This is a genomic window from Pseudomonas veronii, from assembly GCF_001439695.1.
GTDB classification, from domain to species: domain Bacteria; phylum Pseudomonadota; class Gammaproteobacteria; order Pseudomonadales; family Pseudomonadaceae; genus Aquipseudomonas; species Aquipseudomonas veronii.
The window spans coordinates 25,969-40,246 of sequence record NZ_JYLL01000007.1; the positions used below are offsets into that span (position 1 = coordinate 25,969).

Sequence of the window (14,278 nt, forward strand, 5' to 3'; positions counted from 1 at the left end):
TGTTCGCCTTTTCCGGCCAGTGATTTCGCTTTACCGCTGTTTATCACGTTACAGGCGGACAAATACACTCATTCCCACGATCACCTCAGAGGACTGCACCATGACCCGCAAAATCGCACTGATCACCGGCGCCAGCCGCGGCTTGGGTAGAAGCGCCGCGTTGCGCCTGGCCGCACAAGGCGTGGATATCATCGGCACTTACCACAGCCAGGCGGATGAAGCCCAGGCAGTGGTCGAGCAGATCGAACAATGGGGTGGCCGCGCCGCCATGCTGAAACTGGATGTGAGCCAGAGCGCCACCTTCGACGCGTTCGTCGAAGCCGTCGGCGGCGTGCTCAAGCGTGTTTTCGCACGGGATGATTTCGACTTTCTGATCAACAACGCCGGTATCGGCATCCACGCCAGCTTTGCCGAGACCAGCGAAGCGCAGTTCGACCAACTGGTCGCGATTCAATTCAAAGGCCCGTTTTTCCTGACCCAGAAACTGCTGCCGCTGATCCGTGACGGTGGCCGCATCCTCAATATCTCCAGCGGCCTCGCCCGTTTCAGCCTGCCCGGCTATGCCGCGTATGCGGCGATGAAAGGCGCCATGGAAGTGCTGACCCGCTACCAGGCCAAAGAACTCGGCGCGCGCGGTATCAGCGTCAACATCCTCGCGCCTGGCGCCATCGAAACCGACTTCGGCGGCGGTGCCGTGCGCGACAACGCCAACCTCAACGCGATGGTCGCCAATAACACCGCCCTGGGCCGCGCCGGGTTACCGGATGATATCGGCGGGGCCATTGCCAGCCTGCTGGCGGACGGTAGCCACTGGATCACCGGCCAGCGGATCGAGGCTTCGGGCGGCATGTTTCTGTAAGAGCTTTTCGCGCATCACGTCGTAGCCCCAGTGGTACACGTAGGTGTACGGCAGGAAAAACAGCAACACGCCGATATCGAGAATAAACGCCTGCAGCAGGCTGATGTTCAGCCACGCGGCAATCAACGGCACGCACATCAGGACCAGCCCGCCTTCAAACAGCAAGGCGTGCAGCACCCGGGTCCAGCCGTTGTTGGCCAGTTGCAGGCGTGCCTTGAGGCGGTCGAACAGGCCGTTGAAAATCACGTTCCAGGTCAGCGCCATCAGGCTGATTGCCAGGGTGACCATGCCCATTTCCACGGCGGGCTTGTCCATGATCCACGCCAGCAACGGCGTGCAGATCAACAACGCCAGGGCCTCGAAACCGATGGCCTGGCACACACGTTCAGTAATCGACTTGGTAGGGTTCATGCCCCGGCTCCGTGAGTGACTGTGTTGCCATCATTGCGCTTTGTATCGATACTTCATAACCAATAACCATCGATAAAGGCGATAGTCATGGCCTCCCATGAAGTGCTCCAGGCCTTTGTTCAGGCCGCGACCCAAGGCTCGTTTTCTGCGGCGGCACGCAAGCTGGGCAAGAGCCAGTCCACCGTCAGCGCGGCGGTGGCGAGCCTGGAGATTGACCTCGATGTGCTGCTGTTCGACCGCAGCAGCCGCAAGCCGACGCTGACCGCCGCTGGCCACGTGCTGCTGCAACGCGCCGAGCAGGTGCTGGAGGCGAGCAGTCGGCTGGCGTTGGCGGCAAGTCAGCTATCCCAGGGGTTGGAGGCGAAAGTGACGATTGCGATGTCCGACACCTACCAGTCGGAGCGCTTCGAGCTTGCGCTCAAGGCCTTTGAGCAACGCTACCCCGACCTGGAACTGGAATGGCTGATCGCCGAGTGCGAAGACCTGATAGCCCTGGTGCAAAGTGGCCGGGCCCAGATTGCCCTGGTGGAGGCCCAGGAGGTTTACCCACCCGACCTGAGCCGTTCGCCGGTGGAAGAGCGCACCGAAATTGCCCTGTTCGTCGCGCCCACGCACCCCTTGGCCAGCCTGGAAAGCGTCAACCAACAGGTGTTGCAGCAACACCGTGAGCTGCGCCTGGCGAGCATCATCAACCCGAATGAAACCCGCCCCATGGGCCGCGTCTGGTCGGCGCCGAGTTTTCTGATGCTGATGGAAATGGCCCAGCTCGGTTTTGGCTGGGCCGCACTGCCGCGCTGGTTGGTGGAACGCTTTGGCAATGCCGGGCTGATTGAACTGAGCGTGCGCAGTTGGCCGCGCTCGGTGGCGGTGGATGCGCTGTGGTCGCGGCAATATCCGCCGGGGCCTGCGGGGAGTTGGTTGTTGGGGCAGATGCTCGATTGAGTTCGTCCAGAGCAGGCAGCGCTTGGTGGTCCCACAGTGGAAATGCGTTGGACGCTAGATCGGGGTCAGGCTGGCCAGGCGGCGTGCGAGGAAGTGCTTTTCCGGGGTTTGCCGGGTCAGAGACAGGGCTTTTTCATACGCCAGCCGCGCCTCGTCCAGCCGCCCCAATTGTCGGCAGAATTCGCCACGCGCCGAATGCGCCAGGTGATAGTCCAGCAATTCGCCCCGCGCCAGAATCGCCTCCACCTGTTGCAACCCGGCCAACGGCCCATCGCGCATGGCCAGCGCCACTGCGCGGTTCAGTTCGATCACGGGCGACGGCACGGTGCGGAGCAACACATCGTATAGCCCGACAATCTGCGGCCAGTCGGTGTGCTCGGCACTCGGCGCTTCGGCATGTACCGCCGCAATCGCCGCCTGTAAGCCATAGGGCCCAAAGCGCCGGGTCGTCAGCGCTTGCTCCACCAGCGCACAGCCTTCGGCAATCAGGGACGCATCCCACAATGCTCGGTCCTGTTCGTCCAAGAGCACCAATTCGCCGCCGGCCGAGGTCCGCGCCGGGCGGCGCGACTCGTGCAGCAGCATCAATGCCAGCAAGCCCATGACTTCCGGCTCCGGCAGCAACTCCAGCAACAAACGGCCGAGGCGGATGGCTTCACGGGTCAGGTCGTCGCGCGTGAGATCCGCGCCCATCGACGCCGAGTAGCCTTCGTTGAACACCAGGTAAATCACACGCAGCACGCTGTCGAGGCGCTCGGGCAATTCGGCCAGCGACGGCACCTGATAGGGAATCTTCGCCTCGCGGATCTTGCCCTTGGCCCGCACGATCCGCTGGGCGATGGTGGCCGGCGGGACCAGAAAGGCGCGGGCGATTTCTTCGGTGGTCAGGTCGCAGATTTCACGCAAGGTCAACGGCACTTGGGCGTCAGCCGCCAGCGCCGGGTGGCAGCAGGTGAAGATCAGGCGCAGGCGGTCGTCTTCCACGTCTTCGTCGTCCCAATCGGCCGCTGCCAGCGCATCGGCCTGCGCCTGCAATAACGGGGTGAAACGGGCCTGGCGGCGCAGGCGATCGATGGCCTTGAAGCGCCCGGTCGAGACCAGCCACGCCCGTGGATTGCTCGGCACGCCGTCGTGCTCCCAGCGCTGCATGGCGACCAGGAACGCCTCGTGCAGCGCTTCCTCGGCCAGGTCGAAATCGCCGAGCAAGCGAATCAGCGTCGCCAGCACGCGCCGTGATTCGCGGCGGTAAATCGTCTCGATCGGAGGGGTCAATCGGGCAGATCCTGGGTCACCGGGCGATTGGGCGCGTCGCCCCCAGGTTTGATGGACCTTTCACATTCGGCAGGTTGAGTGTTCATGGGTAAACCTCCTGTTTATGGGTGTTTTGTGTTCAGAGATTCAATTGGCGCACGGGGCGTACTTCCACACTGCCGACCCGGGCCGCCGGAATGCCGCCGGCGACCTGGAGCGCTTCGTTCAAGTCCCGGGCTTCGATCAGGTAAAACCCGGCCAGCTGCTCCTTGGTTTCGGCAAACGGCCCGTCGGTGATCGACAGCTTGCCATTGCGCATACGCACAGTGGTGGCGGTGCTCACCGACTCCAGCGGCTCGGCGGCGAGCATGCGCCCGCTCTTTTGGACGGACTGCGCGTAGGCGAAGCACTCCGGGTCGGCCGGGCTGTCCGGCGCGGTGTGCAGCACCTGTTCGTTGCTGTAGATCAGGCACAGGTATTTCATGGCGTTCTCCGTTTTCGGACTACTGACTATAGTTCGCGGGGCTCAAGGTTTCAGGTCGAACAGCGCGACGCCTGTGGCCATGTCGAAGGGGGCCGACCAATGCTCATGCACCACCTTCCATTGGCCGTCGACACGCTGGTAACCGACGGTGACGCGCATCCAGCAGGTCTTGAGCACGCCGTCCGGGCCGGTGCCACCGCAGTGAGCCAGCCAATGGGCAAAGGCGCTGTTGTCGGCGGCGACGATATGCAACTCATGGAAGTCGAACACACCGGGGCCGGGGCAGACTTCCATGCACGCCTGCCAGTGCGCGCGGTAGGCCGCCTTGCCCTTGAACTGCAGGGCGCTAACCGCGTCGAACGCGATGATATCGTCGGCGTAAAAGCTGACAATCTTATCGATGTCCTTGGCGACGACGGCTTGTTTCCATTGTTTGATCAGGGTGTGGATTGCAGTGTTCATGGCGATACTCCTGGGGGGTGAAAATCTTCAGAGACACCCTTAGTCGAATGGCCCGCCGCCCGATCGACAGCGCGCTGAAAAAAAATCTCGCAGCGTGCAAACCCGATAGACTGCGCCCTTCTTTGCAGCCGTTCGGACGCCCCGATGCAAACCCGCCTTGTCGCCTACGAGGCGCTGAACGCTGTGCAAACACAGCAAGTCGGCGCGATCGAAGTTCACCCTGAGCAGTTGCCGTTTTGCGGCGACATGTATTGCGCACTCAACACCCTGCTGGTCAACCCCAGCCCCGGCATCAAAGGCTTTGCGCTGCTGGCCGACGATGTGCCCGTGGCCTTCCTCCTGCTCAAATGCCCGCCATGCCTGCCCCATTGGGCCGATGCCCACAGCGCCACGCTGCACGCGTTGCAGGTGGATCGCAGCCAACAGGGCCGGGGATTTGGCAAAGCCTGCCTGCAGGCGCTACCCGCGGCGGCGCTTCAGGCCTGGCCGCAGATCAAGGCGCTGGAGTTGTCGGTGGACACGCACAATGTCGCGGCGATGGGCTTGTACCTGGGGCTGGGCTGGGTGGATCGCGGGGAGGCGTACAAAGGGCGGGTCGGGTATGAGCGCCGTTTGAGTCGGGGCTTGGAGCCGCAGTAGATGTCACGTTGAGATGACAGCGACCAACGCTTGAGGGGACGCTGGATCATGAGCATTCCCGCGCAGGAAAAACGGCCGAAGAGTCGCCATCATCTTCGGCCGGCGTTTCAGGCCTTTGCTTCCACAGGCAGCCAGACCTCCACGGTGCCGAGGCCCTTTCTCACATCAAAATCCGCGCTGTACCGCTCGAAATCCACGCCGGCAACCTTGTACCCGGAATGCGGCAACCATTCGAACATGATCCGCTCGTAGGTCTGCGGCAACGCGTGTACCTCACCGTAGTGCGCGAACACGGCATAGTGATGCGGCGGGATTTCGATGAACTCGAAATTGCTCGGCACATCACCCTTGGCGGGGACTTCAACCCCTGCGATGTAGTCGAACTCATCGTGTCTGGGGTTATGACAAACCCCGTAGGTAAAGCCGCCCAAACGCTTTTTGATGTACTTGACGCTCTCGTCAAACACGCCCCACAACTTGGGAATATCCCCGGTGGTGGCCTTCGAATAATGCCCTTGCACCCCGGCGATCACCAAGGCCTTGCCCTCTTCCATGCGCGGCTCTAACGGTTGTTGCGTCTGCTGATCCATCTGAACAGTCTCCTTCTTATGAGAGAACAAACCCGTATTGAGTATAGGGGTATATCCGGATTGCACTGCATGTAGAAATTTTTCCTACGCATCTGGACAACTGGCCATCATCAACCGTATTGTCTGCCCCGCAGGCCACCGCAGTGGCCGACGTCGCTCGGACGGTTCCGGGCGCTTACGTACTCTCGAGGCAACAATGGCCGACCAAGGTTTGCCGCGCCGCTTTGCGCGCATAGATCGACTCCCCCCCTACGTTTTCAATATCACTGCCGAGCTGAAGATGGCTGCGCGTCGGCGCGGCGAAGACATCATCGACTTGAGCATGGGCAACCCTGACGGCCCGACCCCACCACATATCGTGGAAAAAATGGTCACCGTCGCCCAGCGTGAAGACACCCACGGCTACTCCACCTCCAAAGGCATTCCGCGCCTGCGCCGGGCGATTTCGCGCTGGTACAAGGACCGTTATGAAGTGGATATCGACCCCGAGTCGGAAGCCATCGTCACCATCGGTTCCAAGGAAGGCCTGGCGCACTTGATGCTGGCCACCCTGGACCAGGGCGACACCGTACTGGTGCCCAACCCGAGCTACCCGATTCATATCTACGGTGCCGTGATTGCCGGCGCCCAGGTGCGTTCGGTGCCGTTGATTCCGGGCGTGGACTTTTTCGCCGAGCTGGAACGGGCGATTCGCGGTTCGATTCCCAAGCCGAAGATGATGATCCTGGGGTTCCCGTCCAACCCGACCGCGCAGTGCGTGGAGCTGGATTTCTTCGAGCGGGTGATCGCCCTGGCCAAGCAGTACGACGTGCTGGTGGTGCATGACCTGGCCTACGCCGACATCGTCTACGACGGCTGGAAAGCCCCGTCGATCATGCAGGTGCCGGGCGCCAAGGACATTGCGGTGGAGTTTTTCACCCTGTCCAAGAGCTACAACATGGCCGGCTGGCGCATTGGTTTCATGGTGGGCAACGCAGAACTGGTCAACGCCCTGGCGCGGATCAAGAGCTACCACGACTACGGCACCTTCACCCCGCTGCAAGTGGCGGCGATTGCCGCGCTGGAAGGCGACCAACAGTGCGTGAAAGACATCGCCGAGCAGTACCGCCAGCGCCGCAATGTACTGGTCAAAGGCCTGCATGAGTTGGGCTGGATGGTGGAGAATCCCAAGGCGTCGATGTACGTCTGGGCCAAGATCCCCGAAGCGTATGCCGCCATGGGCTCGCTGGAATTTGCCAAGAAGCTGCTGCTGGAAGCCAAGGTGTGCGTGTCGCCGGGGATTGGCTTTGGTGAATATGGCGACGACCATGTGCGCTTTGCGCTGATCGAGAACCAGGACCGGATTCGCCAGGCGGTACGCGGGATTCGCGGGATGTTCAGGGCGGATGGCTTGGTGCCCAGGACTGGAGTCTGACTGCGAACTGTAATGGGGCATTCATGCCCCATTATCTTGAAAGACTACTTCACGACAAATTTTCGCTCGGTACTACCTGAAACCACCGGAAAAGAAACATAAGCCGAGATGTGGTGGGCGCCCGGAGTCATAACGACGGTGAGCGACCAATTATGTCCGATAGCAACGGCAACTCCCAACTTACCAGTCGAGTCCTCCACTGTTACCGTGGCACCTTCCAGGGGTACTAACCCGGAGATGGTGACAGGGCTAGGGACAGTCGTATTGGCTGCCGGCGCCTGGATTTGAGGCGGCAGTGCCTGCGTGGGTTCATTTTCCTTGGTCATGGCCATTTCCTTTTCTGAATTACATTTGGGGTTTCATTCCCTCATATTCAGAAAAAACCCGGACCTGTGAAAAGTACCAGTTACGACAAGCGGTATTCGCGGTCGCTGTCACACCACCAACGACAGCAACATGATGAAAATCAGTGCCACCACCGACAAGATGGTCTCCATCGCCGTCCAGGTCTTGAACGTCTCGGCCACGGTCATGTTGAAGTACTGCTTCACCAGCCAGAACCCCGCATCGTTGACGTGAGACAGGATCAACGAACCCGCCCCCGTCGCCAACACCAGTAGCTCGCGGTTAACCCCCGGAATCATGCCTACCACCGGCACCACGATGCCTGCGCCAGTGATGGTCGCGACTGTCGCCGAACCGGTCGCCACCCGAATCACCGCCGCCACCAGCCACGCCAGCAGGATCGGGTTGATCTGCGCGTTCACCGCCATATGGCCGATCACGTCGCCCACGCCGCTGGTCACCAGCATCTGTTTGAAACCACCACCGGCACCGATGATCAGGATGATCGCGGCGGTCGGCGCCAGGCTGGCGTCGAGCAACTTGAGGATCTGCTTGGAGTGGATGCCCTGGCGATGACCGAAGGTGTACAGCGACAGCAGCAACGCCAGCAGCAAGGCACTGATCGGGTGACCGATCATGTCCATCCAGTTGCGCACCACATGACCGTCGGCCAAGGCGATGTCGGCGAAGGTTTTCAGCAGCATCAGGAACACCGGCAGCAACACGGTGATCAGGGTGATGCTGAAGCTCGGCAGCGTCTTGTGCTCCGACTCGCGGGCCAGTTGGTCGATCAGTTCCTGGGACGGGTTGCCCGGGATGTACTTGGCGATAAACGTACCGAAGATCGGGCCGGCGATGATGGCGGTCGGCAGTGCGACGATCAGGCCGTACAGAATGGTCTTGCCGATGTCCGCGCCAAACACGCCGATGGCCAGCAGCGGGCCCGGGTGCGGTGGCACCAGGCCATGGACCGCCGACAGGCCGGCGAGCAGCGGGATGCCGATCTTGATCAGCGACACGCCGGTACGGCGCGCGACGATAAACACCAGCGGGATCAGCAACACAAAGCCGATCTCGAAGAACAGCGGGATACCCACCAGGAACGCGGCGAACATCATCGCCCACTGGACCTTTTCCTTGCCGAAGGCGCGGATCAGGGTCTGGGCGATCTGATCGGCACCGCCAGATTCGGCCATCATCTTGCCGAGCATCGTACCCAGCGCGAGGATAATGCCGACAAAGCCGAGCACCCCGCCGAAGCCGTCCTGGAAGGCCTTGATGATCTTGTCCACGGGCATGCCCGAGGTCAGGCCAAGGAAGCCGGCGGCGATGATCAACGCGATAAACGGGTGAACCTTGAACTTGGTGATCAAGAAGATCAGACCAATGATAGTGACCACTGCATCAAGCAGCAGGTAGGACTCGTGGGACATGCCAAACATGGGGGTCTCTCCTGTTTGTTGTTGTTATTAAAGCGGGTGTTGAATTTGTTGTCGGAGATAGCGCTATCTTTTCCGACACAAAAATTAATGAGCCGGTTCAAAACCGTGTTTGCACCACCACGCATGGGTTTGCTCGGCCAACGCCTCGACGCTGTCTTCGCTGGCGTTGAGGGCCAGGGTCAGCGGCTCGCCGATGGGCGACTCAAGGGTGGCGAACTGGCTGTCGATCAGGCTTGCCGGCATGAAATGCCCGGGCCGATGGGACACGCGGTCGGCGGCGACTTCGCGGTTCAGTTCCAGAAACACAAAGCCCAGGCCCGGCGCGGCTTCGCGCAGGTGGTCGCGGTATTTCTTTTTCAGTGCGGAACAGGTGAGGACCGGGTGTTCGCCGGCCTTGAGCGAACGGCGTAACTCATCGCACAGGATGTCGAGCCAGCCGGCGCGGTCGTTGTCGTCGAGGGGGTGGCCGGCGCTCATTTTTTCGATGTTCGCGGCGGGGTGAAAGCTGTCGCCTTCAATGGCGGTGGCACCGTTCAGGCGGCACACGGCCTCGCTGACGCTGGTCTTGCCGCAGCCGGCGACACCCATGATGACCAGGGCGGTAACAGGTTGACTCATGAAACACCTCAGGACGCAGATAGCGCTACCTTTGCACGCTGTAAGGCTAGTGCAAAAACAGGCTTTTCCCGCGCCGTCTTGTCTTTTTTTATGGAGTGACGCGTGCATCCGCTCCAAGCATTTGAACTGGATCAGGCAACCCAGCATTCAAGCATTTGCAGCCGTTTGGAGACAGCGCTACCTTAGTGCCTCGATTTTTGTTTGGCAAGCCGCCTGATGACCTCCAAGAACGATAAAAATACGCGCACCACGGGTCGCCCGACCCTCAATGAAGTCGCCCGCCTGGCCGGCGTCAGCCCGATTACCGCTTCCCGCGCCTTGCGTGGCATCAGCACCGTGGCCACCGAACTGGTGGAAAAAGTGCAACGGGCCGCCGCCGAGTTGAACTACGTGGTCAACCCCGCCGCCCGCGCCCTGGCCTCGGCCCAGAGCCATTCGGTGGTGGTGCTGGTGCCCTCGCTGTCCAACCTGCTGTTTATCGAAACCCTCGAAGCGATCCACCAGGTGCTGCGGCCCAAGGGCTTTGAAGTGCTGATCGGCAACTCCCACTATTCCCGCGACGAAGAAGAGACTTTGCTGCGCAACTACATGGCCTACCAGCCGCGGGGTTTGCTGCTGACCGGGTTCGATCGGACCGAAAGCGCGCGACGGATGGTCGAGGCCAGCAATGTGCCGTGCGTGTACATGATGGATCTGGACCCCAACGCTGGCGTGAACTGCGTGGGCTTTTCGCAGTTGGCGGCGGGTGAGACGGCGGCGGCGCATTTGCTGTCCCGTGGGCGCAAGCGCCTGGCGTATATCGGCGCGCAACTGGACCAACGCACCTTGCTGCGCGGCGAAGGCTTCCGCCGTGCGTTGCAACAGGCCGGGCTGTACGACCCGGCGCTGGAACTGTTGACGCCACGCCCCTCCTCCGTGGGCCTGGGCGGCGAGTTGTTCTTGCAGTTGCTGGCGGCCCATCCGGATGTGGATGCGATCTTCTTCGGCAACGACGACCTGGCCCAGGGCGCGCTGCTCGAAGCCCTGCGTCACGGCATCAACGTCCCGGGGCGCGTGGCCGTGCTGGGTTTCAACGACCTGCCCGCCTCCTCCTTCATGGTGCCGCGCCTGAGCAGCATCAGCACGCCGCGCGAGGCCATCGGTCGGCGCGCGGCGGAGCATCTGCTGACGGTCATGGCGGGGAACAAGATCGCCAAGCCGGTGGTGGACATGGGGTTTGAGTTGCAGGTGCGGGAAAGCACGTAGGACGCGGCTGACATTGCGATGTGGCCTTGGCAATTCGTCAGTTGAGGGAGCTGAGCGTATTGCCAGTGGGCAAAGCCATGGCCACACACACATTTTTAACCGTGCCCGCTTGAAGGCATCGCCGTAATGTCCGCCCCCTGCTAGATTGAGCGTTCTCCACTGTCAGGGAAGCACCATGGGACACTCACTGAAAATCTTGGGTCGCGCTTCATCCATCAACGTGCGCAAAGTGCTCTGGACCTGCCAGGAACTGGGCATCGACTATGTGCGCGAAGACTGGGGCATCGGCTTCAAGCCGACCCAATCCGCCGAATTCCTTGCCCTGAACCCCAACGCCCAAGTGCCGGTGCTGATCGACGACCACGGTGTGCTGTGGGAGTCCAACACCATCTGTCGCTACCTGGTGAACCTCTACCAACGCCACGACCTGCTGCCTCTCGAGCCCGCCCCCCGCGCCCGGGTCGAGCAGTGGATGGACTGGCAAGCCACCGAACTCAACCCGTCCTGGGGTTATGCCTTCCAGGCCCTGGTGCGCAACAGCCCCGACCATCAGGACCCGCAGCGCATCAAGGCGGGCGTGCAAGCCTGGCACGACAAGATGGGCCTGCTGGAACAACAATTGGCAAAGACCGGTGCCTACGTGGCTGGCGACGAATTCACCCTGGCTGACATCCTCATCGGCCTCTCGGTTCACCGCTGGCAGATGACGCCGATGGAGCGCCCGTCCTACCCGGCAGTTGCCGCGTATTACCAGCGCCTTGGCCAGCATGCCGGCTTTAAGACCTTCGCCCTCGACGGCCATGACTAAGCCCAAGGACAACAACGTAAAAGAACTCAACGTACTGCGCCGCACCGGGGCCTGCGACAGCAAAACGCTCGCTTCGTACCACCCATCGGATACTGCGGCCTACCTGTCAACATTGACAGTAGACGCTACCCGTTACCGACGTTTGACTGACAGCGAAGTGATTGGGCGCTCCCAATTCCTATAACCTCTCGGAGGCATCCGCTCATGGATAACGATCGGTCACGGGCCCTGAAATCGCAGCCTGCAGATGGCTTGGTAACAGCGAACATCAACGATCCCATTGGAAACTTCACATCCGAAGACATCCAATTTCACGAGTTTCCTGAAGCTAATTTTATAGACGCCAAGAGCAATCAAGGCCAGCGGCTGATGAGCTTTCAATTAGCTAAAGATATCCAGCCTGGCTCATATGATGTTGCCCAAGAAAAAGGCAAGGTTCAGGTCTATTACTACCATGCGCTTGGACCGAACCCATGGACTTACCAGCCCAGCAGCGGGAAATTCCACCTCACGAAGATCGATCTGGAACTTCGGCACCTCGCTGCGACATTCTCTTTCACCTCTCATAAGGTGCCCAAGGGCGAAGAACCACTGAAGGTCACCCAGGGTGAGTTGAATCTTACGGGCGCTTAACCCCATCATCGACTGAGCCCTTGTGCGATTAATCAGCGAATGTCCAGGGGTGCCATATGCCACCAGGCGTTGGAAAACATCGCCCATTGACGGCAACGCTTGGCCGTCGACGGGACAATGTTTGCCGCGATGGCCGCGCCAGCGCCCATAAAACCTTGGGATTAGCACCCGGCACGCTATTTGCTCCAGCTGACGCATCGAACATTTGCATAGGTGACCGATCATGCTGATTAACAACAACACTCAAGCCTTGTCGACCGTCGAAAAGCTCAAGCGCCCCGACATGGACCCCGCCAACGCGGCCGCCAGCACGCTGTACAGCGGTGCCCTGCAAACGGCGCAGCAAAGTGTGAGCGTACCCGCCGCGCAGACCCAACTGGACAAGGCCGCCGACCGCATCGACGAAGCCTTCGCCAAGACCCGCGTGCAGTTGCAGGCCTCAACGGCCGCCACCCCGGCGACCACGGATGTGCCCGCAGCCGGTTCTACCACGAGTGCGGCGCGCGCAGACTTCACCGATTACATGAGCAAAACCCCGGCCGAACGCATTCGCGAACAGTTGCTCAAGGAGCAGGGGTTGACCGAGGCGGAGGTGCAGACAATGCCGCAGGAAAAACAGGATGCAATCGCCAAGCAAGTGGCTGATCGTCTGAAGCAACAGCAAGAGCAGCAGGTAGCCGTGAAAACGGCAGAGCCACAAGCGCAATCGGTGAAAGAGACCTTGGCCGCGATCTAAGCGACCCGGCCAATGGGGCCATTCGGTCGCGCAGTAACGCCGTGTGCCAGGACGTTGATTTCCCGGCACTGGGTGCCATCACGCTAGTTGGGCATCGACAGCTCAGAGCAGGTGTGTCCTGCTCTGTGCGGTAAGGCGGGAACATCTTGCAGATCGTAGGCTTCTACACGTTCAACTCAGTGACCGAACAGCCCTGTCTCGGATTTCTTGGCTTTCTTGTCAGCGCGTTTTTCATCGGCGGTCTTTGCCGGTTTCTTCTTCGCGGCTTTCTTTGAATCCATACCTTTGGCCATGATGCATGCTCCACTTACAGGGGATGTAACAATGGGTATACCACCTATTGCCGCACATTAGGCGCTTATAATCCCCGGCCCTGGATAACGCCTGCCTGAACACCATGCCCGAATTGCACATCGAACCGCTGGCAGAGCCCCTGTGGCCGCTGCTGAACAAGTTTTATCGTCACCACGATTCGCCGATGAAGGCACTCAAGGGCGGACGTCTGTGGGTGGCGCGGGACCGCGAGATCGTCGCCGGCTTATGCCTGACGCCGGTGGTGGGCGGGCAATGGCTGACCGGGGTGTTTGTCGACCCGGCCTATCGCGGTCAGGGGCTGGCGGCGCGCTTGATTCGTCAAGCGGTGGCCGATGCGGAGGGTACGGTCTGGCTGATGTGTCATCCGGACCTGGAAGGCTGGTATCAACGCATGGGTTTCACCCAGGATACCGTGCTGCCGCAGTCCCTCAGCGAACGGTTGGTGCGCTACAAGCGCAACAAGCCGATGATCGCGATGGGCTTGGAACGCGCCTTGTAACCTCCCGTGGGAGCTGAGGTTGACGTTGCGTTGTGTCAGGAGGCTACTCGTCGGCCGTCGGGTCCATGTCGGGGAACATCACCTCGATGAACCCGAACTTGCTGAAATCGGTAATCCGCGACGGGTACAAGCGGCCGATCAGGTGATCGCACTCGTGCTGCACCACCCGCGCATGGAAGCCATCGGCAATGCGGATGATCGGTTCGCCCTTGGGGTCGAAACCTTCGTAGCGGATCTGCTGGTAACGGTCCACCGCGCCGCGCAGGCCGGGCACGGACAGGCAGCCTTCGAAGCCCTCTTCCATGATCGGACTGAGCGGCGTGATCAGTGGATTGATCAAAATCGTCTGCGGTACGGCCGGCGCCTCCGGGTAGCGTTCGCTGCTCTCGAAACCAAAGATCACCAATTGCAGGTCAACACCGATCTGCGGCGCGGCCAGGCCGACACCGCCGACGTGCTCCATGGTCTGGAACATGTCATCGATCAGTTGCCACAGTTCGGGGCTGTCGAACATTTCCGGCGGGACCGGCGGAGCGATACGCAGCAGGCGCTCATCGCCCATTTTCAGGATTTCACGGATCATCA

18 protein-coding genes are annotated in these 14,278 nt (G+C 60.9%); 9 read left to right on the top strand and 9 right to left on the bottom strand.

Going from position 1 to position 14,278, the window contains the following annotated elements:
- Positions 1-100: 100 nt before the first annotated feature.
- A complete protein-coding gene (locus TU80_RS11300) occupies positions 101-859 on the top strand; it encodes an SDR family NAD(P)-dependent oxidoreductase (RefSeq protein ID WP_046382305.1) in 759 nt (252 codons plus the stop codon).
- On the opposite strand, the gene TU80_RS11305 is transcribed toward TU80_RS11300, so the two are convergent.
- Complete coding sequence (locus TU80_RS11305; protein ID WP_046382304.1) at positions 758-1,270, bottom strand: multidrug/biocide efflux PACE transporter; 513 nt, start codon at positions 1,268-1,270, stop codon at positions 758-760. The two genes, TU80_RS11300 and TU80_RS11305, sit on opposite strands and share 102 nt — an antisense overlap.
- Before the next feature lie 87 nt (positions 1,271-1,357).
- On the opposite strand from TU80_RS11305, the gene TU80_RS11310 reads away from it, so the two are divergent.
- On the top strand, positions 1,358-2,212 hold the full coding sequence (locus TU80_RS11310) for a LysR family transcriptional regulator (protein ID WP_017847215.1): 855 nt from the start codon (positions 1,358-1,360) through the stop codon (positions 2,210-2,212).
- 54 nt (positions 2,213-2,266) lie between these two features.
- On the opposite strand, the gene TU80_RS11315 is transcribed toward TU80_RS11310, so the two are convergent.
- From TU80_RS11315 to TU80_RS11325, 3 genes are all read right to left on the bottom strand, one after another.
- Positions 2,267-3,484, bottom strand: coding sequence for an RNA polymerase sigma factor (locus tag TU80_RS11315; RefSeq protein ID WP_057004501.1), 1,218 nt, complete (start codon positions 3,482-3,484; stop codon positions 2,267-2,269).
- 118 nt (positions 3,485-3,602) lie between these two features.
- Positions 3,603-3,947: a YciI family protein gene (locus TU80_RS11320; RefSeq protein ID WP_017847213.1), complete on the bottom strand. Its 345-nt coding sequence runs from the start codon at positions 3,945-3,947 to the stop codon at positions 3,603-3,605.
- 42 nt (positions 3,948-3,989) lie between these two features.
- Entirely contained in the window at positions 3,990-4,409 is a 420-nt protein-coding gene (locus TU80_RS11325; protein ID WP_046382301.1) for a YybH family protein, read from the bottom strand.
- A 144-nt stretch (positions 4,410-4,553) separates the two neighbouring features.
- Here TU80_RS11325 and TU80_RS11330 point away from each other — a divergent pair, with 144 nt between their 5' ends.
- Positions 4,554-5,048, top strand: coding sequence for a GNAT family N-acetyltransferase (locus tag TU80_RS11330; protein ID WP_017847211.1), 495 nt, complete (start codon positions 4,554-4,556; stop codon positions 5,046-5,048).
- Positions 5,049-5,155: 107 nt separating this feature from the next.
- Here TU80_RS11330 and TU80_RS11335 read toward each other — a convergent pair whose 3' ends face one another.
- Complete coding sequence (locus TU80_RS11335; protein ID WP_017847210.1) at positions 5,156-5,638, bottom strand: GyrI-like domain-containing protein; 483 nt, start codon at positions 5,636-5,638, stop codon at positions 5,156-5,158.
- 196 nt (positions 5,639-5,834) lie between these two features.
- Between TU80_RS11335 and alaC the strand changes: the two genes are divergently transcribed.
- Positions 5,835-7,052 (top strand): alanine transaminase, encoded by a 1,218-nt coding sequence (alaC, locus tag TU80_RS11340; protein ID WP_057004502.1) that lies wholly within the window; start codon positions 5,835-5,837, stop codon positions 7,050-7,052.
- Between the two features lie 44 nt (positions 7,053-7,096).
- Here alaC and TU80_RS11345 read toward each other — a convergent pair whose 3' ends face one another.
- The 3 genes from TU80_RS11345 to TU80_RS11355 form a co-directional block, all read right to left on the bottom strand.
- Complete coding sequence (locus TU80_RS11345; protein ID WP_046382298.1) at positions 7,097-7,378, bottom strand: hypothetical protein; 282 nt, start codon at positions 7,376-7,378, stop codon at positions 7,097-7,099.
- A 108-nt stretch (positions 7,379-7,486) separates the two neighbouring features.
- Positions 7,487-8,839 carry a GntP family permease gene (locus TU80_RS11350; protein ID WP_057004503.1) on the bottom strand — a complete coding sequence of 451 codons (1,353 nt, stop codon included), beginning with the start codon at positions 8,837-8,839 and terminating at the stop codon, positions 7,487-7,489.
- Positions 8,840-8,923: 84 nt separating this feature from the next.
- Positions 8,924-9,457 (bottom strand): gluconokinase, encoded by a 534-nt coding sequence (locus TU80_RS11355; RefSeq protein WP_046382296.1) that lies wholly within the window; start codon positions 9,455-9,457, stop codon positions 8,924-8,926.
- A 213-nt stretch (positions 9,458-9,670) separates the two neighbouring features.
- On the opposite strand from TU80_RS11355, the gene gntR reads away from it, so the two are divergent.
- The 5 genes from gntR to TU80_RS11380 all read left to right on the top strand — a co-directional run bounded on the left by gntR (position 9,671) and on the right by TU80_RS11380 (position 13,693).
- Positions 9,671-10,702 (top strand): HTH-type transcriptional regulator GntR, encoded by a 1,032-nt coding sequence (gene gntR, locus TU80_RS11360; RefSeq protein WP_162231529.1) that lies wholly within the window; start codon positions 9,671-9,673, stop codon positions 10,700-10,702.
- A 175-nt stretch (positions 10,703-10,877) separates the two neighbouring features.
- Entirely contained in the window at positions 10,878-11,510 is a 633-nt protein-coding gene (locus tag TU80_RS11365) for a glutathione S-transferase family protein (protein WP_017847205.1), read from the top strand.
- 204 nt (positions 11,511-11,714) lie between these two features.
- Entirely contained in the window at positions 11,715-12,143 is a 429-nt protein-coding gene (locus TU80_RS11370) for a hypothetical protein (protein ID WP_057004504.1), read from the top strand.
- 223 nt (positions 12,144-12,366) lie between these two features.
- On the top strand, positions 12,367-12,879 hold the full coding sequence (locus TU80_RS11375; RefSeq protein ID WP_057004505.1) for a hypothetical protein: 513 nt from the start codon (positions 12,367-12,369) through the stop codon (positions 12,877-12,879).
- A 397-nt stretch (positions 12,880-13,276) separates the two neighbouring features.
- Positions 13,277-13,693: a GNAT family N-acetyltransferase gene (locus TU80_RS11380; protein WP_057004506.1), complete on the top strand. Its 417-nt coding sequence runs from the start codon at positions 13,277-13,279 to the stop codon at positions 13,691-13,693.
- A gap of 43 nt (positions 13,694-13,736) precedes the next feature.
- On the opposite strand, the gene def is transcribed toward TU80_RS11380, so the two are convergent.
- Positions 13,737-14,276 carry a peptide deformylase gene (gene def, locus TU80_RS11385; protein ID WP_026140057.1) on the bottom strand — a complete coding sequence of 180 codons (540 nt, stop codon included), beginning with the start codon at positions 14,274-14,276 and terminating at the stop codon, positions 13,737-13,739.
- Positions 14,277-14,278 lie beyond the last annotated feature (2 nt).

Excerpts from the sequence above, each read along its gene's own strand:
- TU80_RS11300 (WP_046382305.1), top strand. The coding sequence starts at position 101 with ATGACCCGCAAAATCGCACTGATCACCGGCGCCAGCCGCGGCTTGGGT.
- TU80_RS11305 (WP_046382304.1), bottom strand. The coding sequence starts at position 1,270 with ATGAACCCTACCAAGTCGATTACTGAACGTGTGTGCCAGGCCATCGGT.
- TU80_RS11310 (WP_017847215.1), top strand. The coding sequence starts at position 1,358 with ATGGCCTCCCATGAAGTGCTCCAGGCCTTTGTTCAGGCCGCGACCCAA.
- TU80_RS11320 (WP_017847213.1), bottom strand. The coding sequence starts at position 3,947 with ATGAAATACCTGTGCCTGATCTACAGCAACGAACAGGTGCTGCACACC.
- TU80_RS11325 (WP_046382301.1), bottom strand. The coding sequence starts at position 4,409 with ATGAACACTGCAATCCACACCCTGATCAAACAATGGAAACAAGCCGTC.
- TU80_RS11330 (WP_017847211.1), top strand. The coding sequence starts at position 4,554 with ATGCAAACCCGCCTTGTCGCCTACGAGGCGCTGAACGCTGTGCAAACA.
- TU80_RS11335 (WP_017847210.1), bottom strand. The coding sequence starts at position 5,638 with ATGGATCAGCAGACGCAACAACCGTTAGAGCCGCGCATGGAAGAGGGC.
- alaC (WP_057004502.1), top strand. The coding sequence starts at position 5,835 with ATGGCCGACCAAGGTTTGCCGCGCCGCTTTGCGCGCATAGATCGACTC.
- TU80_RS11345 (WP_046382298.1), bottom strand. The coding sequence starts at position 7,378 with ATGACCAAGGAAAATGAACCCACGCAGGCACTGCCGCCTCAAATCCAG.
- TU80_RS11350 (WP_057004503.1), bottom strand. The coding sequence starts at position 8,839 with ATGTTTGGCATGTCCCACGAGTCCTACCTGCTGCTTGATGCAGTGGTC.
- TU80_RS11355 (WP_046382296.1), bottom strand. The coding sequence starts at position 9,457 with ATGAGTCAACCTGTTACCGCCCTGGTCATCATGGGTGTCGCCGGCTGC.
- TU80_RS11365 (WP_017847205.1), top strand. The coding sequence starts at position 10,878 with ATGGGACACTCACTGAAAATCTTGGGTCGCGCTTCATCCATCAACGTG.
- TU80_RS11370 (WP_057004504.1), top strand. The coding sequence starts at position 11,715 with ATGGATAACGATCGGTCACGGGCCCTGAAATCGCAGCCTGCAGATGGC.
- TU80_RS11375 (WP_057004505.1), top strand. The coding sequence starts at position 12,367 with ATGCTGATTAACAACAACACTCAAGCCTTGTCGACCGTCGAAAAGCTC.
- TU80_RS11380 (WP_057004506.1), top strand. The coding sequence starts at position 13,277 with ATGCCCGAATTGCACATCGAACCGCTGGCAGAGCCCCTGTGGCCGCTG.
- def (WP_026140057.1), bottom strand. The coding sequence starts at position 14,276 with ATGATCCGTGAAATCCTGAAAATGGGCGATGAGCGCCTGCTGCGTATC.